Here is a 16,097-nt window from a genome sequence, read left to right as displayed (position 1 = left end):
ATGCGAGGTTGCGCGCCGCGTGTTTTGTCGTTAGGGTGATCGTCCTCCCGCACACCCCGAGGACGCCATGAACGAACACCCCCTCCCGCCCAAAGACCGGTTTTGTGACCTGGTGATGAAAGGCGGCGTCACCAGCGGCATTGTTTACCCCAAGGCGATCAGCCGGCTGGCGGCGCACTACCACTTCAAGAACATAGGCGGCTCATCGGCCGGCGCCATTGCGGCGGCCGTGACCGCCGCCGCGGAGTACCGCCGGCGGCACACGGGCAGCATGGCCGGGTTTGAGCGCCTCGCCCGCTTGCCGGACGAACTCGGAGAGCGGCCGGACCCACAGGGCGCCAGCCGCCTGCTGCGCCTGTTCCAGCCGCAACAGGCGACGCAGCGGCTGTTCTCGGTGCTGGTGCTGGCCCTGAACCGTGGCGGAACCTGGCGCCGGGTACTCCACATCGTCCGCGGGCTGCTGCTGGCCTACTGGGCGGCCAGCCTGGTTGCGCTGGTGCTGGCCGTGGCGGCCGGCTGGTACAGCAGCTTGCTGGCCGGCGTGCTGACCTTCGTGCTGGCGGGTACCGGGCTGGTGCTCTGGGGGGTTTACCGCGATGTCACGCGCCAGGTCACGGCCAATGGCTTCGGGCTGTGCACGGGCATGAGCGAGCCCGGTCATGCCGACCCTGCCCTCACGCCCTGGCTCCACGACACCATCCAGGAGGCCGCGGGCCGCACGCTGGGCGACCCGCCCCTGACCTTCGGCGACCTCTGGAACGCCCCCGGCTTTCCGCCCGAGGGCAGCACGCTGCCAATCACCGTGCCGCCCAAGTCGATCCATCTCCAGATGTTCACCACCAACCTGTCGCATGGCCGGCCCTACGTGCTGCCCTTCGAGAAAGGCGACCGGCAGCGCAACCAGGGCCAGCATGCCGCCACGCAGCAGCGGCTGTTTTATCGCCGGGAGGAGCTGGCGCGTTACCTGCCCGCTGATGTGCTTGCCTGGCTCACTGGACACAGCCGGGCCTACGAACTGGCCCCCGACCGGGCGTTATGGGACCCGGCCACGACCGACGGCCAGGGGCTGCTGGAGTTGCCGGCACCGCAGGATTTTCCGGTCGTGCTGGCAGCCCGCATGAGCCTGAGTTTTCCGCTGCTGTTTGCGGCGGTTCCCCTGTGGGCCATCGACTATGACGCGAAGGAAGGCGTGGGCAGGCGAAGCTTCAAGCGCTGCTGGTTCTCGGATGGCGGCCTGTCGTCCAACTTTCCGATTCACATGTTTGACGGCCTGGTGCCGGCGTGGCCCACGTTTGGCATCACCCTGGAGCCCAAACTGCCCGGGCGTACGAACATGACCTTTCTGCCCACCCGCTACTACTACGGCTATGGTGAACGCTGGCAGCGTTTTGACGAGCAAGGTCATCCCGGCAGCCGCATGGGCGGTTTCATTGCCGCGCTGGTCAACACCATGCAGGAGTGGAACGACAACACCCTGTCGCGCATGCCGGGCGTGCGCGACCGCGTCGTGCGTCTGCGGCTGCACCCGCAGGAAGGCGGGCTGAACCTGAACATGCCGACGGAAACCATCACGAGTGTGTCCAGCCGGGGCCTGGAGGCGGCCGATGACCTGATCCGGCGTTACCTGCCGGCTGCCGACCCCGCGCGCATCACCGGCTGGGACGAACAACGCTGGGTGCGCCTGAACGTGTTCCTGCGCATGCTGGAAAAACGCCTGCCGGGGGTGCGCGCCGCACTGGCGCAAAGCCCCGCGTCCACCGATTGGGAGGCGCTGATCGACCTGGCCGGCCTGGACAAGGCGGCGGGCTTTGACCGCCCGATCACGGCAGACGAAGCGCAGGCGCTGCGCGCCATGTGTGCCTTGCTGAAACAGTTTGCGGACGACTTCCTGCCGCTGGCCCAACGCCTTCCCTTTGTTGCCATCCCGGAGCCGGAACTGCGGGTGCGGCCGTCGCTATAAACTTTATAGCTGCTCACGCCCGCTCAGCGAGGGCTGCGCCTATTTGTTGCCGCGCAGGCGCTCGATCAGCCCGTTCAGCTCGTCCATGGAGGCGAACTGGATGGCGACTTCGCCGGTGTCCTCGCGCCGGCCATTGCGCTTGACCTGTTTTTTGACGCGGACTTCCACGTCGGCCATCAGCAGGTCGGCCAGCTCTTCTTCCACGCGGCGGGTGTCGCGTGACTTTTCCTTGGTGTTTTTCTGCGGCTTGAGCGAGAACTCGGCGCTGAGCTTTTTGACCAGGCTTTCGGCCTCGCGCACCGACATTTTTTTGGCCGCAATCTGGTTGCCGGCGGTGATCTGGGTGGCCCGGTCCAGCGCCAGCAGCGCCCTTGCATGGCCCATGTCGATGTCGCCGGCCATCAGCATGGTCTGTACCGGCTCGGCCAGATTCAGCAGGCGCAGCAGGTTGGAGGCGGCGCTGCGCGAGCGGCCCACGGCCTGCGCGGCCAGTTCGTGAGTGAGCCCAAACTCCTTGATCAGGCGCTGCAAACCCTGGGCTTCTTCCAGCGGGTTGAGGTCTTCGCGCTGGATGTTTTCAATCAGCGCCATGGCCGCGGCAGACTCGTCGGGCACGTCGCGCACCAGCACCGGCACACTGTCCAGGCCGGCGATTTTGGCCGCACGGAAACGCCGTTCGCCGGCAATGATTTCGTACTTGCCGTCGTTGGTGCCGCTGGTCAGGCGCCGCACCAGAATCGGCTGCATGATGCCCTGCACCTTGATGGACTCGGCGAGTTCGTAGAGCGCGCCCTCGTCCATGCGTGTGCGCGGCTGGTACTGGCCGGCGACCAGGTCGGTCAGCCGCAGCGAGGCCGGCTGGCCGGGGCTGGTGGCGCTGCTGTTGCCCTGGTCGGCGTCCCCGGCTTCGCTGACTTTGGGGCCCAGCAGGGCTTCGAGTCCGCGGCCCAGGCCTTTGGGTTTTTTGGTGACCATGGTGTCTTGTCTTTCTCAGGTTCGGATAAGGGGTTGCTGCGGCTGATGCGTCACAGACACATCAGCCGCAGGAGTTGTTCGTGGGCCTCGGGCCAGTCGGCCAGGCCGCTGTCGGCATTGAGGTGGCCGCGTGCACCGGCGTCGATCGGCCTGGCGCCCCAGGCGGCGGCGAACTGGGCCGCCCGCGCGGGTGCGCAAAACGGGTCGTTGCTGCTGGCAAACACCACCGCCGGAAAAGGCAGCGGCTGCAACGGCACCGGCGCCCAGCTGCTGAGCATGGGGCGGATGTCCTCACGCTCCACATCGGGCGGCGCGACCAGCAGCGCGCCCTTGACGCGCTGCGTGTTTTTCGAATGGGCGGCCCAGGCCGCCGTGTGCACGCAGCCCAGGCTGTGCGCGACCAGCACGGCGGGCTCGCCGCAGGACAGCAGCACCTCTTCGAGCCGCGCAATCCAGTCGCCGCGCAGCGGGTGCATCCAGTCGTGTTGCTCCACACGCTGGTAACCGTGCGCCCGCTCCCAGCGGCTTTGCCAGTGGTCGGGGCCGCTGTTTTGCCAGCCGGGGAGGATCAGGACGTTCGAGGATTTCATGCCGAAAAAAGCAGATGTACTATGGTTTTGATAGCTGTCGGCTCAGGTGGTATCTGGGCTGGAGGCCAATTTGGCTTGAAACCCGGACCATCACATGGCCTTGATGCGTTGCACCATCTCTTCGGCGAAGGTGACGAAGGCCTGCGCGCCTTTGGACGACGGGTCAAACACCACGCCGGGCAGGCCGTAACTGGGCGCCTCGGCCAGCCGCACATTGCGCGGGATCACGGTGTTGAACACCTTGTCGCCGAAATGCTCTTTCAGCTGGTCGCTGACCTGCTGCTGCAGGGTGATGCGCGGGTCGAACATGACGCGTAGCAGGCCGATGATGGCCAGGTCCTTGTTGAGGTTGGCGTGCACCTGCTTGATGGTGTTGACCAGATCCGTCAGGCCTTCGAGCGCAAAGTACTCGCACTGCATGGGCACGATCACGCCATGGGCACAGCACAGGCCGTTGAGCGTCAGCATCGAGAGCGAGGGCGGGCAATCGATCAGCACGAAGTCGTAGTGCTCACCGACGTCGGCCAGCGCCAGCTTGAGCCGCTTTTCGCGGCGCTCGACATCGACCAGCTCGACCTCGGCGCCGGCCAGCTCGCGGTTGGCACCGAGCACGTCGTAGCCGCATTTCTCGCTGCGCACCCGCGCCTCCAGCACCGACGCGGATTCGAGCAGCACGTCGTACACCGTGAGTTCGAGCTTGCGCTTGTCCACACCCGAGCCCATGGTGGCGTTGCCCTGCGGGTCCAGGTCAATCATCAGCACGCGCTGGCCGACCTTGGCCAGACCCGCCGCCAGATTGACCGTGGTGGTGGTTTTGCCCACCCCGCCCTTTTGGTTGGCAACGCAGAATATTTTGGCCATGTTGTTCTTTGGGTTCTGGAGATCGGGAGGTTTACTTGGAAATGGCCAGCTTGATGCCGAAGCCGATGAGGAACACGCCAGCCGCCTTGTTCAGCACCGCAGAAATTTTCGGGTTGGCGCGGATACGCGCAGCCAGAAAATAGGTGATCAGCACCGAAGTCAGGCCATACAGAAAGGTCAAGCCGGCGATGGTGGTCGCCATGACGGCAAAGGTTTTCAGGCCCTGGTGCTGGGCCGGGTCGACAAACAGGGGAAAGAAGGCCATGTAGAAAACGATGGCCTTGGGGTTGAGCAAGGTGATCAGCAGGGTCTGGCGGAAATAGTGGCGCGGCTTGATCTGCAGGATGGGGGCATCGCCGGGTTTGGCCATCAGCATCTTGAACCCAAGCCAAGCCAGGTAAACCGCACCGGCCCATTGCACCGCATGAAAGGCGGTCGGGTAAGCGGCCATCACGGCCGACACGCCAGCCACCGCGGCCCAGAGCAGCACCTGATCTCCAGCGATCACACCGAAGGTGGCGCCGAGCCCGCCCGGAATGCCGCCCTTGCTGGTCGAGGTGATCAACGCCAGGTTGCCGGGGCCGGGAATCAGCAGAAAAACAATGATGGCGACAACAAAAGCGCCGTAATCAGCGACACCGACAAATGAACCCAACATGGAGACCTCCAGAAACAGAGGTTTTGAGTTTACGTCAGCGCACAGGCTGAAAAGCCGCCGGCGCCCGTCATAGGCACCCGATGTGCAGTTTTTTCGCCCGGGACTAAGGCTAAGCCGCGGTTTTGGGTCGCAGCCAGAGCAGACAACGCTCGGCGTCTAGCCCCGGCACCTGCAACTGTTCCACGTGAAACACCTCCACCGTGGCCGGCAAGGCGGCGATTTCGTCCGCCGGGTGTTTGGCCTTCATGGCCATCCAGACGCCCTGCAGCGCCAGCGCCCCGGCCGACCATTGCGTGAAGTCAACCAGCGACGCAAAGGCGCGCGAGCAGATCACGTCAAAAGGCCGGTTTATCGTTTCGACCCGCGCATGCAGGCCGGTCAGGTTGGGCAACTTCAAGGCCAGCGCCGCCTGCTTGATGAACGCGGCCTTCTTGGCCACCGTGTCCACGCAGGTCACGGCCACGGCCGGGCAACAGACGGCGATGACCACGCCCGGCAAACCGGCTCCCGAACCGACGTCCAGCAGACTGGCCCCCTGCCCCAACCCGGCCTGCTGCAAATGACACCGCAGCGGTGCGATGGCCGCCAGGCTGTCGAGCAGGTGATGCGTCATCATTTCCGCAGGATCACGCACGGCCGTCAGGTTGTAGACCTTGGTCCATTTGGCAATCAGGTCCAGATAGTCCAGCAACTGCCCGACCTGATGATCCTCCAGGTCCAGCTGCAGCACCTTCAGGCCGGCGCGCAAATCCTGTTCACCGCTGCGCATCAGGCTTCGGCTTGTTCAGCAGGTTTCAGGGGAACCGTGTTTTTCCAGAGGTTCTTCTTCAGGTGCACCAGCAACAACGACACGGTCGCCGGCGTGATGCCGGAGATGCGCGAGGCCAGGCCCAGGGTTTCGGGCCGGTGTTTGGCCAGGGTTTGCCGCGCCTCGAAACTCAGCGCCGAGACCTGCAGGTAATCCAGGTCGGCGGGCAGCTTGAGATTTTCGTAGTGCGAGGCGCGCTCCACTTCCGTCTTCTGCAGGTCGATGTAGCCGGCGTATTTGACGGCAATCTCGATCTGCTCGATCACGCTGGCCGCCATGTCGGCCGCCTCTGTTTCACGTGAAACACCCTCGGCGGGAGGTGCCAGCTCGGCATTCGCATATTTGCCGCCATCCAGCGACATCAGCGCCGCGTAGCTCACGTCGGGGCGGCGCAGCAAATCGAGCAGGGTGTACTCACGCTCGATGGCCTTGCCCAGCACACGTTCAGCCTCGGCCTGCGGCAGGCTGCGCGGGTTGACCCAGACGGAACGCAGCCGTTCTGTTTCACGTGAAACAGCGTCGCGCTTGCGGTTGAAGGCGTCCCAGCGGGCATCGTCCACCAGCCCCAGCTCCCTGCCCTTTTCGGTCAGGCGCATGTCGGCATTGTCTTCGCGCAGCATCAGGCGGAACTCGGCCCGGCTGGTGAACATGCGGTAAGGCTCGGTCACACCCTTGGTGATCAGGTCGTCCACCAGCACACCCAGGTAAGCTTCGTCGCGCCGCGGCAGCCAGGCACCGCCATGATCGTTGGGCAAGCCACCGAGTGCCCTGCATTGCAGCGCGGCATTGATGCCGGCAAACATGCCCTGGGCCGCTGCTTCCTCGTAACCCGTGGTCCCGTTGATCTGCCCGGCGAAAAACAGCCCGCCAATGGACCGGGTTTCAAAACTGGTTTTCAGCGCGCGTGGGTCGAAGTAGTCGTATTCGATCGCGTAGCCCGGGCGCAGGATGTGGGCGTTCTCCATGCCGGCCATGGAGCGCACCAGGTCGTACTGGATGTCAAACGGCAGGCTGGTCGAGATGCCGTTGGGGTAGATCTCGTGGGTGGAGAGACCTTCCGGTTCCAGGAAAATCTGGTGGCTTTCCTTGCCGGCAAAACGGTTGATCTTGTCCTCGACACTCGGGCAGTAGCGCGGGCCCACGCCGTCGATCTTGCCGGTGAACATGGGGCTGCGGTCGAAACCGGAGCGGATGATCTCGTGCGTGCGCTCGTTGGTATGGGTGATCCAGCAAGGCATCTGCCTCGGGTGCTGGATGCGCCCGCCCATGAAGCTGAACACCGGCACCGGCCCGGATGTGCCGCCCGGCATGCCGTCGCCCGGCTGCACCGTGCATTTGCTGAAGTCGATGCTGCGCCCGTCGATGCGCGGCGGCGTGCCGGTTTTGAGCCGGCCCTGCGGCAGCTTGAGCTCCTTCAGCCGCGCGCTCAGCGACACCGCCGGCGGGTCACCCGCCCTGCCCGCGGCATAGTTGTTGAGCCCGACATGGATCTTGCCGTCCAGAAACGTCCCGGCCGTCAGCACCACGGTGCGCGAGCGGAACCTGATGCCGACCTGCGTGACCGCCCCGACGACACGGTCGCCTTCGACCATCAGGTCATCGACGGCCTGCTGGAACAGCCAGAGGTTGGGCTGGTTTTCCAGCCTGCGGCGAATCGCGGCCTTGTACAGAATCCGGTCGGCCTGCGCCCGGGTGGCGCGCACGGCCGGGCCCTTGGAGCTGTTGAGAATGCGGAACTGGATGCCGCCTTCGTCTGTGGCCAGCGCCATCGCGCCGCCCATGGCATCGACCTCCTTGACCAGGTGGCCCTTGCCGATGCCGCCTATCGAGGGGTTGCAGCTCATCTGGCCCAGGGTCTCGATGTTGTGGGTCAGCAGCAGGGTCTTGCAACCCATGCGGGCAGCAGCCAGCGCGGCCTCGGTGCCGGCATGGCCGCCACCGACCACGATCACGTCAAATTCTTGCGGATATACATAAGGCGAGTGCATCACGCCTCCTTCAATAAAGCAGTCGTCAGGCGAGATGCCTGCACGCCCTGGAAAAGACCGGCCGGGCCGGAGAGGTCAGCAAACAGCTTGCCGCTTTCACAGGACGAAAAGCGTGATTTTATCAGGGTGCCTCTTTTTTGTGCTGCCGGCCCCCAACAAGGTCAATGCCATTTCTTCTATCGGCAAGGCAAACTGATTGCTATGATTTTAATAGCTGCTGGCGCTTGCTGCATAAGGGCTCACGGCCAAAACAACCCATAAAACGTGGCAGCAGGAGCGCCCAGACCGGCAAGACGGCGAAGGCACCGGCACACAAGCACAATAGGGGCATGAAACTTCTGATCTTCGCCGGTAGCACCCGGCTCGCCTCTTTGAACCGCAAGCTGGCCCATGCGGCCGCCGATCTGGCGCGTGCCAGCGGCGCCGACGTGACCCACATCGAGCTGGCGGACTTCGACATCCCGATGTACAACGCCGACCTCGAAGCCAAAGGCACGCCGGCCGACGTCATGAAGCTCAAGCAGATCCTGTTCGAGCATCCCGCGTGGATCATCTGCTCGCCCGAATACAACGGCAGCTACACCGCCCTGCTCAAGAACACCATCGACTGGGTCTCCAGCCCGGTCAAGGCCGACCCGGCCTGGCAGGAAGGCTTCAAGTCTTTCAGCGGCAAGGTCGTGGGCATGCTCAGCGCCTCGCCGGGCGCCTTGGGCGGCCTGCGGTCACAAAGCCACCTGGTGCCGCTGCTGCTCAACGCGCAGTGCTGGGTCGCACCCAAAGCCTTTGCGCTGGGCCACGCGGGTGATGCGTTCGACGCGCAAGGTGAACTGGTCAATGAGAAACACCGCAGCAGCGTGCAGGCGGTGATCACCCAGGTGCTGGACGCCAGCCGCCGATTGAATGACTAAATCGGCCCCCAGCCAGCTCCAGTCATGCGCAAACAGCTCCTGTTTTTATAGCGGCCTGGCATGAACTGCCGTCCCGGCTGCGGCGCCTGCTGCATCGCGCCGTCCATCAGCTCGCCGATTCCCGGCATGCCGCAGGGCAAACCGGCTGGCGTGCGCTGTGTGCAGCTGGATGAGGCCAATGCCTGCCGCATCTTCGGACAGCCGGACCGCCCGGCCGTCTGCGGGCAGTTGATGCCGTCGGTGGAGATGTGTGGAGACAGTGCGCCTGTGGCACTGGCCTGGCTCACCCTGCTCGAACAGGCTACGGCGCCCCGCCTGTCATCCCGAACCTGATACGGGATCCATGTTTGCTGACTCGCGCTTTGCGGTGTGGAGGTCAGGCCAGGCGTTTGAGCCGTCAAAACTGCTAATTAACGCAAAACCTGCTTGACGCGAACCATAGAACCTCGCCGAATGCGGGGAGACATGACGCGCAAAGCGCGTCATGTCGGAGTCCAGCGGCCGTCATGTTTGCACGCGGGTGCAGCACACGCGGCCACATGAAGTCCCCCTCCATCGCCCAGCGGGGCGAGGGGCTAGGGGTGGGAGTGGGGAGTTACACCCACTGTCCTGAGCGAACCTCTGGCGCAGCGTGATGCAAAGGTCCCGTCTGCGCGCGAGAACGCCAGATCAGAACGGATAGTGCCGCGGCGTCGTCTGGATCGTGATCCAGCGCAGCTCGGTGAACTCGGCCACCCCCGCTTTGCCGCCGAAGCGCCCGATACCGCTGCCCTTGACGCCGCCAAACGGCATCTGCGCCTCGTCGTGCACGGTCGGGCCGTTGACGTGGCAGATGCCGGAGTCGATGCGTCTGGCCACGTTGAAGGCACGTGCGATGTCGCCACCGAACACTGCTGCCGACAGGCCGTAGGCGTTGTCATTCGCGCAGGCCACAGCCTCCTCCACGCCGCTCACACGCACCACACACTTGACCGGGCCGAAGGTCTCCTCGTGGTAGATGCGCATCGCGGGCGTCACATGGTCCAGCACGGTCGCGGGCATCAGCGTGTTCTCGGCCTTGCCGCCGCAGGCCAGCTTCGCGCCCTTGGCCAGCGCGTCGTCGATCAGCGCATTGCAATGCTCGACCGTGCCCATGCCGATCACCGAGCCCAGCACCACCGGCTCGGGCTTGCGCGGGTCGCCAAGCGGCAAGGCGCTGGCCTTGGCCGCGAACTTCTTGACAAACGCGTCGGCGATCTTCTGGTCCACGATGATGCGTTCGGTGGACATGCAGATCTGGCCGCTGTTGGCAAAGCTGCCGAAGGCGGCGGCGTTGACCGCGTCGTCGATGTTGGCGTCGTCGAGGATCACCAGCGGCGCCTTGCCGCCCAGCTCCAGCACCACCGGCTTCAAGTATTTCGCGCAGGTCATCGCGATGATCTTGCCGACCTTGGTCGAACCGGTGAAGTTGACCCGCCGCACCGCCGGGTGCGCCACCATGGCTTCGACCACGGCGCCCGCGTCGGCCGGCGCGTTGGTGATGTAGTTGACGACACCGGGCGGAAAGCCGGCATCGGCAAAAGCCTCCACGATCAGCTGGTGCGTACGCGGGCAGTTTTCCGAGCCCTTGAAGATCACCGTGTTGCCGCAGGCCAGCGGCGTGGCAATCGCGCGCACACCGAGAATGACCGGCGCGTTCCATGGCGCAATGCCGAGCACCACACCGGCCGGCTGGCGCACGCCCATGGCCAGGCTGCCGGGCACGTCGGACGGAATCACCTCGCCGCTGATCTGCGTGGTCAGCGAGGCCGCCTCGCGGATCATGCCGGCGGCCAGCATCACGTTGAAGCCGGCCCACATGCCGGAAGCGCCGGTCTCGGCGGCCACGGCTTCGATAAATTGCGGCGTCTTCGCCTCCAGCGCATCGGCCGCCTTGAGCAGCAGGGCGCGGCGCGCGCTCGGGCCGGTTTCGCTCCAGGTCTTGAAGGCCTCGGCGGCGGCTTCCACCGCCATCACCGCGTCGGCCGGGGAGGCGGCCGGTGCGCGGGTGGCGACGCTGCCATCGAGCGGGTTGCGGCGCTCGAAGGTGGCGCCTTTTTCAGCGGTGACCTTCAGGCCGTTGATCAGCATGGACATGTCAGACATTGCGGTACTCCTTGATGGAAAAATAAATCAGGCACGAACGGGCGAAGAAGGGGTGGAGTTGGAGGTGGATGAGACCGGGGCCGGGGCCGCCCCCAGGTAGGCTTCGCGAATGACGGTCGACCGCGCCAGCAGCGCCGCCGGCCCGCTGGCCACCAGCGTGCCGCGCTCCAGCACATACCCGCGGTCGGCCACGGCCAGCGCCTTCTTCACGTTCTGCTCGACCATCAGCACCGTGGTGCCGCTGTCGGCAATACGCCGCGTGATCGCGAGCAACTCGTCCACCATGCGCGGCGCCAGGCCCAGCGAGGGTTCGTCCAGCATCAAGAGGCGCGGCGCACTCATCATGGCGCGCGCCACCGCCACCATCTGCTGCTCGCCGCCGCTCATGGTGCCGGCCAGTTGCTGCGCGCGTTCGCGCAGCTTGGGAAAATCGGTGAAGGCCTGCTCGAGACGCCGCGTGCGTTCGGCCTTGCCGACCAACCAGCCGCCAAGCTCCAGGTTTTCCGTCACGGTCATTTGCGGAAACAGCTGCCGGCCCTCGGCCACCAGGGCCATGCCACGCTGCACGATCTCGCTGGTCTTGACGGGCAGGGCCTGGCCGTTGAGCAACACCTCGCCGCCACGCGGAATCAGGCCGGACAGCGCCTTGAGCAGGGTGGTCTTACCGGCCCCGTTGGGGCCGAGGATGACCGTCAGGCCGGGTTTGATTTCCAGCGTCAGATCGCGCAGCACCAGGAAGGCGCCGTATCCTGCGCTCAGGCCCTGGACCTTGAGGTGTGCATGGCCTGACGCGCCGAGCACAAAAGACGGGGCGTACCACATCATGCCGGCACTCCCGAGGCTTCCACCATCTCATCTCCCAGATAGGCTTCAATCACTTCGGCATTGCGCACCACCTCGGCCGGCGTACCGTCGGCAATCTTGCGGCCCTGGTGCAGCACGATCACGCGTTCGACGTGGCGCAGCAGCGTGGTCACCGCATGTTCGATCCAGATCACCGTCAGGTCCAGTTCGTCACGCATGCGGCGTATCAACTGCGCCATGTTTTCAATCTCGGCTTCGGTCAGGCCGGCCGCCACCTCGTCCAGCAGCAGCAAACGCGGCCGCGTGGCCAGCGCCATGCCGACTTCGAGCAGGCGCTGCTGCGACGGGGTGATGGCGCCCGCCGGCAAGGCCGCCTGGGCGTGCAGGCCGATCAGCTCGAGAATGCTGGTTTCGTCGCGCAGATGCCAGGAGCCCTTGCGCGTTCGCCCGGCAAACTTCAGCCCGAAGTCGATGTTGGCGGCCACGCTCATGTCGGGAAACACGCGCGGTGTCTGGAAGGTGCGTGCCACACCGGCCGCGGCATAACGGTGCGGCCCCTGGCCGGCCAGGTCGCGCCCGGCCGCCAGCAGCTGTCCGCCGGTCGGCGGGATCACGCCCGAAATCGCATTGAAAAACGTGGTCTTGCCGGCGCCGTTCGGGCCGATGATGCCAACGAGTTCGCCAGCGTGGAAGTCGGCGCTGACGGCATCGACCGCCGTCAGGCCGCCAAAACGCACCGTGATGTCACGCGCCTGCAGCAGCAATTCAGCCATTCTTGCGCTCCTTGCGGCTCAAGCCACGCAACCAGCTGCGGCCGCCCTGCCACCAGAGCATGAACGTGCCCCAGCGCAGCGAGGCCAGCCCACCCGGCAGGTAAAGCACACTCAAAATCAGCAGCAGCCCGAGCGACATCATGTAGACCTGCGGCGCCTGCAGGCGCAGGGTCTCGGCCAGCACGCTGAACACAATGGCCGCAATCAGCGGGCCCCACAGCGTGACCGCGCCACCGATCAGCGCAATCAGCACGGTCTGGAAGCCGATGAAAGGGTTGAACACCGTGTGCGGGTCAATGTAGGTCCAGCGCACGGCCATGGCCGCGCCCACGGCGCCGGCAAAAGCCGCCGTCATCGCAAAACCGGCCACCTTGATCAGCCGCGTGTTCACGCCCAGCGTCTGCGCGCGCTGCTCGTCGGCGCCTATGCCCATCAGCGCCAAGCCGAAGCGGCTGCGCCGCACGATGATGGAGACCAGCACCGCCAGCACGGCGAGTGCCAGCACCGTCAGGTAAATCGTGTCGCGGTCGGGCACCACGGTCAGCACCCGGCCCACCGTGCCGGTGACCTTCTTTTCAAAGTAGGTCACCGCATGGCGGATCAGCTCGGTCATGCCGAAGGTCAGCACCGCAAAGTAGGTGCCGCGCAAATGCAGCACGGCCGCGCCCATGACGACGGCCACCACGGTGGCAATGCCGGCGCCCAGTGCAATCGACTCGAGCCAGGCCATTTTTTCCAGCGCAATCGCACTGGTGTAGGCGCCGATGCCGAAGAAGGCCGAGGTCGCCAGCGACAGGTAACGCGTGCTGCCGCAAAACAGGCCCCAGCTCGAGGACAGCGCCACGTACATCAGGCAGGTCAGCGCCATCGAGACGACAAACTCGCTGCCGTAATGCGGCAGCGCCAGCGCCCAGCCGGCAAAGGCCAGCAGCAGCAACAGGTCGCGCACAAGAATCTGGCGATCTTTCATGCCGGGTGCACCCACAGGTCGCAAGGGTCGGTTTGACCCCCTCGCCCCTTGGGAGAGGGTGGGGGTGAGGGCTGCGGCCTGTGCATGGAATGGCCGTTGCACGTTGTGGACTGCTGCGCGCCCTCACCCCCACCCTCTCCCGGGGGGAGAGGGAGCAAGAACCGCGTGTTGCCGGCAATGATCTGAGTAGTGGACATGTGTTTTTCTATTTGGCAAACAGGCCGCGCGGCCGCAACAACAACACCGCAATAAACACGCTGTAGGACAGCAGCGCTTTCAGCGAAGGATTCGTGAAATGCATGCCCAGCGCTTCCACCACGCCCAGCAGCAGACCACCGGCCAGCGCGCCGCTCATGCTGCCGAAGCCACCCAGCGTGATGACGATGAGTGCAGTGACGGTATAGGGCTCGCCCATCGAAGGCGTGATGGTGTAGGCCATGGACAGCAGGCAGCCGGCCACACCCGACAGCCCCAGGCCAATGCCGAACATCAGCGGGTGCAGGCGCTGCGTGTCGATCCCCACCAGCTGCGCGCCGGTTGGCGACTGCATCAGCGCACGCACACCCTTGCCGAGCAGCGTGAAACGCAAGAGCGCAATCAGCGCGCCGCTGAACAGCAGCGCCAGGCCGAACACCAGCAGCTTGTTGCCGGCAAACTGGGCCTCGCCGATTTTCACCGGCTCGGCCAGGTAGTCGTAGCCGCGCAGGTCGCCGCCCCACATGAAGGAGGCAAAGTTCTGCACCAGGAACATCAGGCCGAACGCCACCATCAGGCCGCGCGCCTCGAAGATGTCGAGGTTCGGCGACGTGACCGTCAGCCGCCGGAAACACAGCTTGTGGATCACCAGGCCCAGCGCCATCAGCGCCAGAAAAGACACCGGCACCATCAGCAGCGGCGAGATGCCCAGCGTGGTGTGCGCCATCCAGGTCAGGTAGGCGCCCAGCATCAGGAACTCGCCGTGCGCGATGTTCAGGATGCGCATCAACCCGTACTGCAGGTTCAGCCCGAGTGCCACCAGCGCGTAGATGCCGCCGGTAATCAGCCCGGAGGCAATCAGTTCAAGCCAGGAAAAAAGTGACATGGGATGGCGCAGTTCTGTCATGCCGGGCTTGATCCGGCATCCATGGCGCCCCGCTCACCATGGATGCATGAGGCATGGATTGCGGGTCAGGCCCGCAATGACACTTTCTTGTAGTTATTTCCAGGCGGGCTTGACGAGGCTGAGCTTGGCGGTGGCCATCTTCTGCGGCCACACTACCTCGAACTCGCCGTTCTGCCACTGGCCGACGCTGCCCGGCGTGGCGGTGTTTTCACTGCCGGTGAACTTGACGTCGCCGATGATGGTCTTGTGCGTGTTGCCGGCGATGTAGTCGCGGATCGCCTTGCGGTCCAGACCGGACCTGGCCACGGCCGCCTGCAGGATCTCCAGGCCGGCCCAGCAGTGGCCGCTGGCCCAGCGGTCCGGCTCCTTGCCGCCGAACTTCTTGGTGTGTGCATCGAAGTAGGCCTTGGCGCCCGGGCTGGTCTTGCTGTTCCACGAGCCCATGCCCAGCACACCTTCGGCGCCGGCCGGGGTCATCACGTTGCGGTAGAGCTGGAAGGCGGTGCCGACCGAGGCATAGTAGAAGCGCGGGTTGAAGCCGATTTCCTTGGACTGCTTGCTGGCCAGGATGGTGTCGGGCGGGTAGCTCAGGCCGATGAAGGCCTCCGGGTTCTTGTCCTTGATGGAGCGCAGCACCGGCGACAGATCCTTGATGTCGCCGGGGTAGCTTTTTTCTTCCACCACCTGGATGCCGGTGCTGCGCAGCGCGACCTTGAGCGCCGAGAAATTCTCCAGGCCGAACAGGTCGTCCACGTAAATGACGGCCACCGTCTTCACGCCATTGGCCACCAGCATGTCCACCAGCGCGCCAACCATGCGGTCGGGCTGCTGCAGCAGCAAAAAGAAGTTCGGCAGCTTCAGCTCGACCAGCTTGCGCGACAGCGCGGTCGGCGCCAGCACCGGGTAGCCCATGCGGTTGGCCAGCGGCGCAATCGCGAAGTTGGCATTGCTGCCCCAGGGCGGCAGGATCAAATCAACCTTGTCGCTGCCCATCAGTTTTTCATACGACCGCACGCAGGTTTCGATGTCGCTGCGGTCGTCGGAGCTGATCAGCTCGATCGGGCGTTTGGTGCCCTTGACGTCCAGCCCGCCGGCCGCGTTGACCTGCTCGGCCCAGAGCAGGTAGTTGGGCTCCTGGCTGACCTGCGCGCCGCCGGTCCACGGGCCGGTGCGGGCAATGGCATAGCCGATGCGCACCGGGCCCGCCTGGGCAAAAAGGGAGGGGGCAAAGGCGGCGGCCCCGACGGCGGCTGCGGCGCCTTTGAGCAATTGACGCTTCGATGACTGGACCATGGTGTCTCCTGTGTAGTCGCCCTGAAGGGCTGTTGGAACCCGCATGATAGGCAGACACCGGGCCGGGCGCTTTGCTTTGCGCGCACAAAGCAGTTGACGGTCAGCGCACGGCGATCCGGGTTAACCCTTGACCCGTAACTGCAACAGGACATGGCACAACACCCATAATCTTTGCATGGGCCGAGCCCACAAAAACCGGAGACATCATGACCCCCCACGCTCACTTTGGTTCGCTGCCCCCCGAGGGGGCGCATGCCTCCTTTGAGGCGGCTCGGCAGGAGGC

General features: G+C 65.0%; 15 protein-coding genes. 3 read left to right on the top strand and 12 right to left on the bottom strand.

Annotated features, from left to right (window positions below):
* Nucleotides 1–67 precede the first annotated feature (67 nt).
* Nucleotides 68–1,960, top strand: a complete 1,893-nt coding sequence (locus tag PSV40_RS19070; protein WP_300540821.1) for a patatin-like phospholipase family protein — start codon at nucleotides 68–70, stop codon at nucleotides 1,958–1,960.
* A 39-nt stretch (nucleotides 1,961–1,999) separates the two neighbouring features.
* Here PSV40_RS19070 and PSV40_RS19065 read toward each other — a convergent pair whose 3' ends face one another.
* From PSV40_RS19065 to mnmG, 6 genes are all read right to left on the bottom strand, one after another.
* Nucleotides 2,000–2,935, bottom strand: a complete 936-nt coding sequence (locus tag PSV40_RS19065) for a ParB/RepB/Spo0J family partition protein (protein WP_300540818.1) — start codon at nucleotides 2,933–2,935, stop codon at nucleotides 2,000–2,002.
* A gap of 50 nt (nucleotides 2,936–2,985) precedes the next feature.
* The gene (locus tag PSV40_RS19060; RefSeq protein WP_300540815.1) at nucleotides 2,986–3,525 is read right to left on the bottom strand and encodes an alpha/beta fold hydrolase; all 540 of its coding nucleotides are present in this window, start codon (nucleotides 3,523–3,525) and stop codon (nucleotides 2,986–2,988) included.
* Nucleotides 3,526–3,615: 90 nt separating this feature from the next.
* On the bottom strand, nucleotides 3,616–4,386 hold the full coding sequence (locus PSV40_RS19055) for a ParA family protein (RefSeq protein ID WP_096698324.1): 771 nt from the start codon (nucleotides 4,384–4,386) through the stop codon (nucleotides 3,616–3,618).
* 31 nt (nucleotides 4,387–4,417) lie between these two features.
* Complete coding sequence (locus PSV40_RS19050; RefSeq protein ID WP_300540811.1) at nucleotides 4,418–5,044, bottom strand: LysE family transporter; 627 nt, start codon at nucleotides 5,042–5,044, stop codon at nucleotides 4,418–4,420.
* A 109-nt stretch (nucleotides 5,045–5,153) separates the two neighbouring features.
* Nucleotides 5,154–5,813 carry a 16S rRNA (guanine(527)-N(7))-methyltransferase RsmG gene (gene rsmG, locus PSV40_RS19045; protein ID WP_300540809.1) on the bottom strand — a complete coding sequence of 220 codons (660 nt, stop codon included), beginning with the start codon at nucleotides 5,811–5,813 and terminating at the stop codon, nucleotides 5,154–5,156.
* Nucleotides 5,813–7,840: a tRNA uridine-5-carboxymethylaminomethyl(34) synthesis enzyme MnmG gene (mnmG, locus tag PSV40_RS19040; RefSeq protein ID WP_300540806.1), complete on the bottom strand. Its 2,028-nt coding sequence runs from the start codon at nucleotides 7,838–7,840 to the stop codon at nucleotides 5,813–5,815. Before mnmG ends, rsmG begins: the two co-directional genes overlap by 1 nt.
* Nucleotides 7,841–8,169: 329 nt before the next feature.
* Between mnmG and PSV40_RS19035 the strand changes: the two genes are divergently transcribed.
* Both PSV40_RS19035 and PSV40_RS19030 read left to right on the top strand, forming a co-directional pair.
* Nucleotides 8,170–8,748: an NAD(P)H-dependent oxidoreductase gene (locus PSV40_RS19035; RefSeq protein ID WP_300540803.1), complete on the top strand. Its 579-nt coding sequence runs from the start codon at nucleotides 8,170–8,172 to the stop codon at nucleotides 8,746–8,748.
* A 60-nt stretch (nucleotides 8,749–8,808) separates the two neighbouring features.
* Nucleotides 8,809–9,081, top strand: a complete 273-nt coding sequence (locus PSV40_RS19030; RefSeq protein WP_300540801.1) for a YkgJ family cysteine cluster protein — start codon at nucleotides 8,809–8,811, stop codon at nucleotides 9,079–9,081.
* Nucleotides 9,082–9,417: 336 nt separating this feature from the next.
* Here the strand turns inward: PSV40_RS19030 and PSV40_RS19025 are convergent, their stop codons facing one another.
* The 6 genes from PSV40_RS19025 to PSV40_RS19000 all read right to left on the bottom strand — a co-directional run bounded on the left by PSV40_RS19025 (nucleotide 9,418) and on the right by PSV40_RS19000 (nucleotide 15,814).
* Nucleotides 9,418–10,872, bottom strand: a complete 1,455-nt coding sequence (locus PSV40_RS19025) for an aldehyde dehydrogenase (protein WP_300540798.1) — start codon at nucleotides 10,870–10,872, stop codon at nucleotides 9,418–9,420.
* Nucleotides 10,873–10,899: 27 nt separating this feature from the next.
* Nucleotides 10,900–11,697 (bottom strand): ABC transporter ATP-binding protein, encoded by a 798-nt coding sequence (locus PSV40_RS19020; RefSeq protein ID WP_300540796.1) that lies wholly within the window; start codon nucleotides 11,695–11,697, stop codon nucleotides 10,900–10,902.
* Entirely contained in the window at nucleotides 11,694–12,449 is a 756-nt protein-coding gene (locus tag PSV40_RS19015) for an ABC transporter ATP-binding protein (protein ID WP_300540793.1), read from the bottom strand. The genes PSV40_RS19020 and PSV40_RS19015 overlap by 4 nt, the downstream gene beginning before the upstream one ends.
* Nucleotides 12,442–13,419, bottom strand: a complete 978-nt coding sequence (locus tag PSV40_RS19010) for a branched-chain amino acid ABC transporter permease (protein ID WP_300540790.1) — start codon at nucleotides 13,417–13,419, stop codon at nucleotides 12,442–12,444. The genes PSV40_RS19015 and PSV40_RS19010 overlap by 8 nt, the downstream gene beginning before the upstream one ends.
* 205 nt (nucleotides 13,420–13,624) lie before the next feature.
* Entirely contained in the window at nucleotides 13,625–14,500 is an 876-nt protein-coding gene (locus tag PSV40_RS19005) for a branched-chain amino acid ABC transporter permease (RefSeq protein ID WP_096698334.1), read from the bottom strand.
* Between the two features lie 114 nt (nucleotides 14,501–14,614).
* Nucleotides 14,615–15,814, bottom strand: coding sequence for an amino acid ABC transporter substrate-binding protein (locus PSV40_RS19000; RefSeq protein WP_300540786.1), 1,200 nt, complete (start codon nucleotides 15,812–15,814; stop codon nucleotides 14,615–14,617).
* Nucleotides 15,815–16,097 lie beyond the last annotated feature (283 nt).

Origin of the sequence: Polaromonas sp. (assembly GCF_029945925.1) — a bacterium.
In the GTDB taxonomy this organism is placed as follows: Bacteria; Pseudomonadota; Gammaproteobacteria; order Burkholderiales; family Burkholderiaceae_C; genus Polaromonas.
The sequence above is the reverse complement of the archived record's forward strand: the minus strand, read 5'-3'. Positions and strand labels throughout refer to the sequence as shown.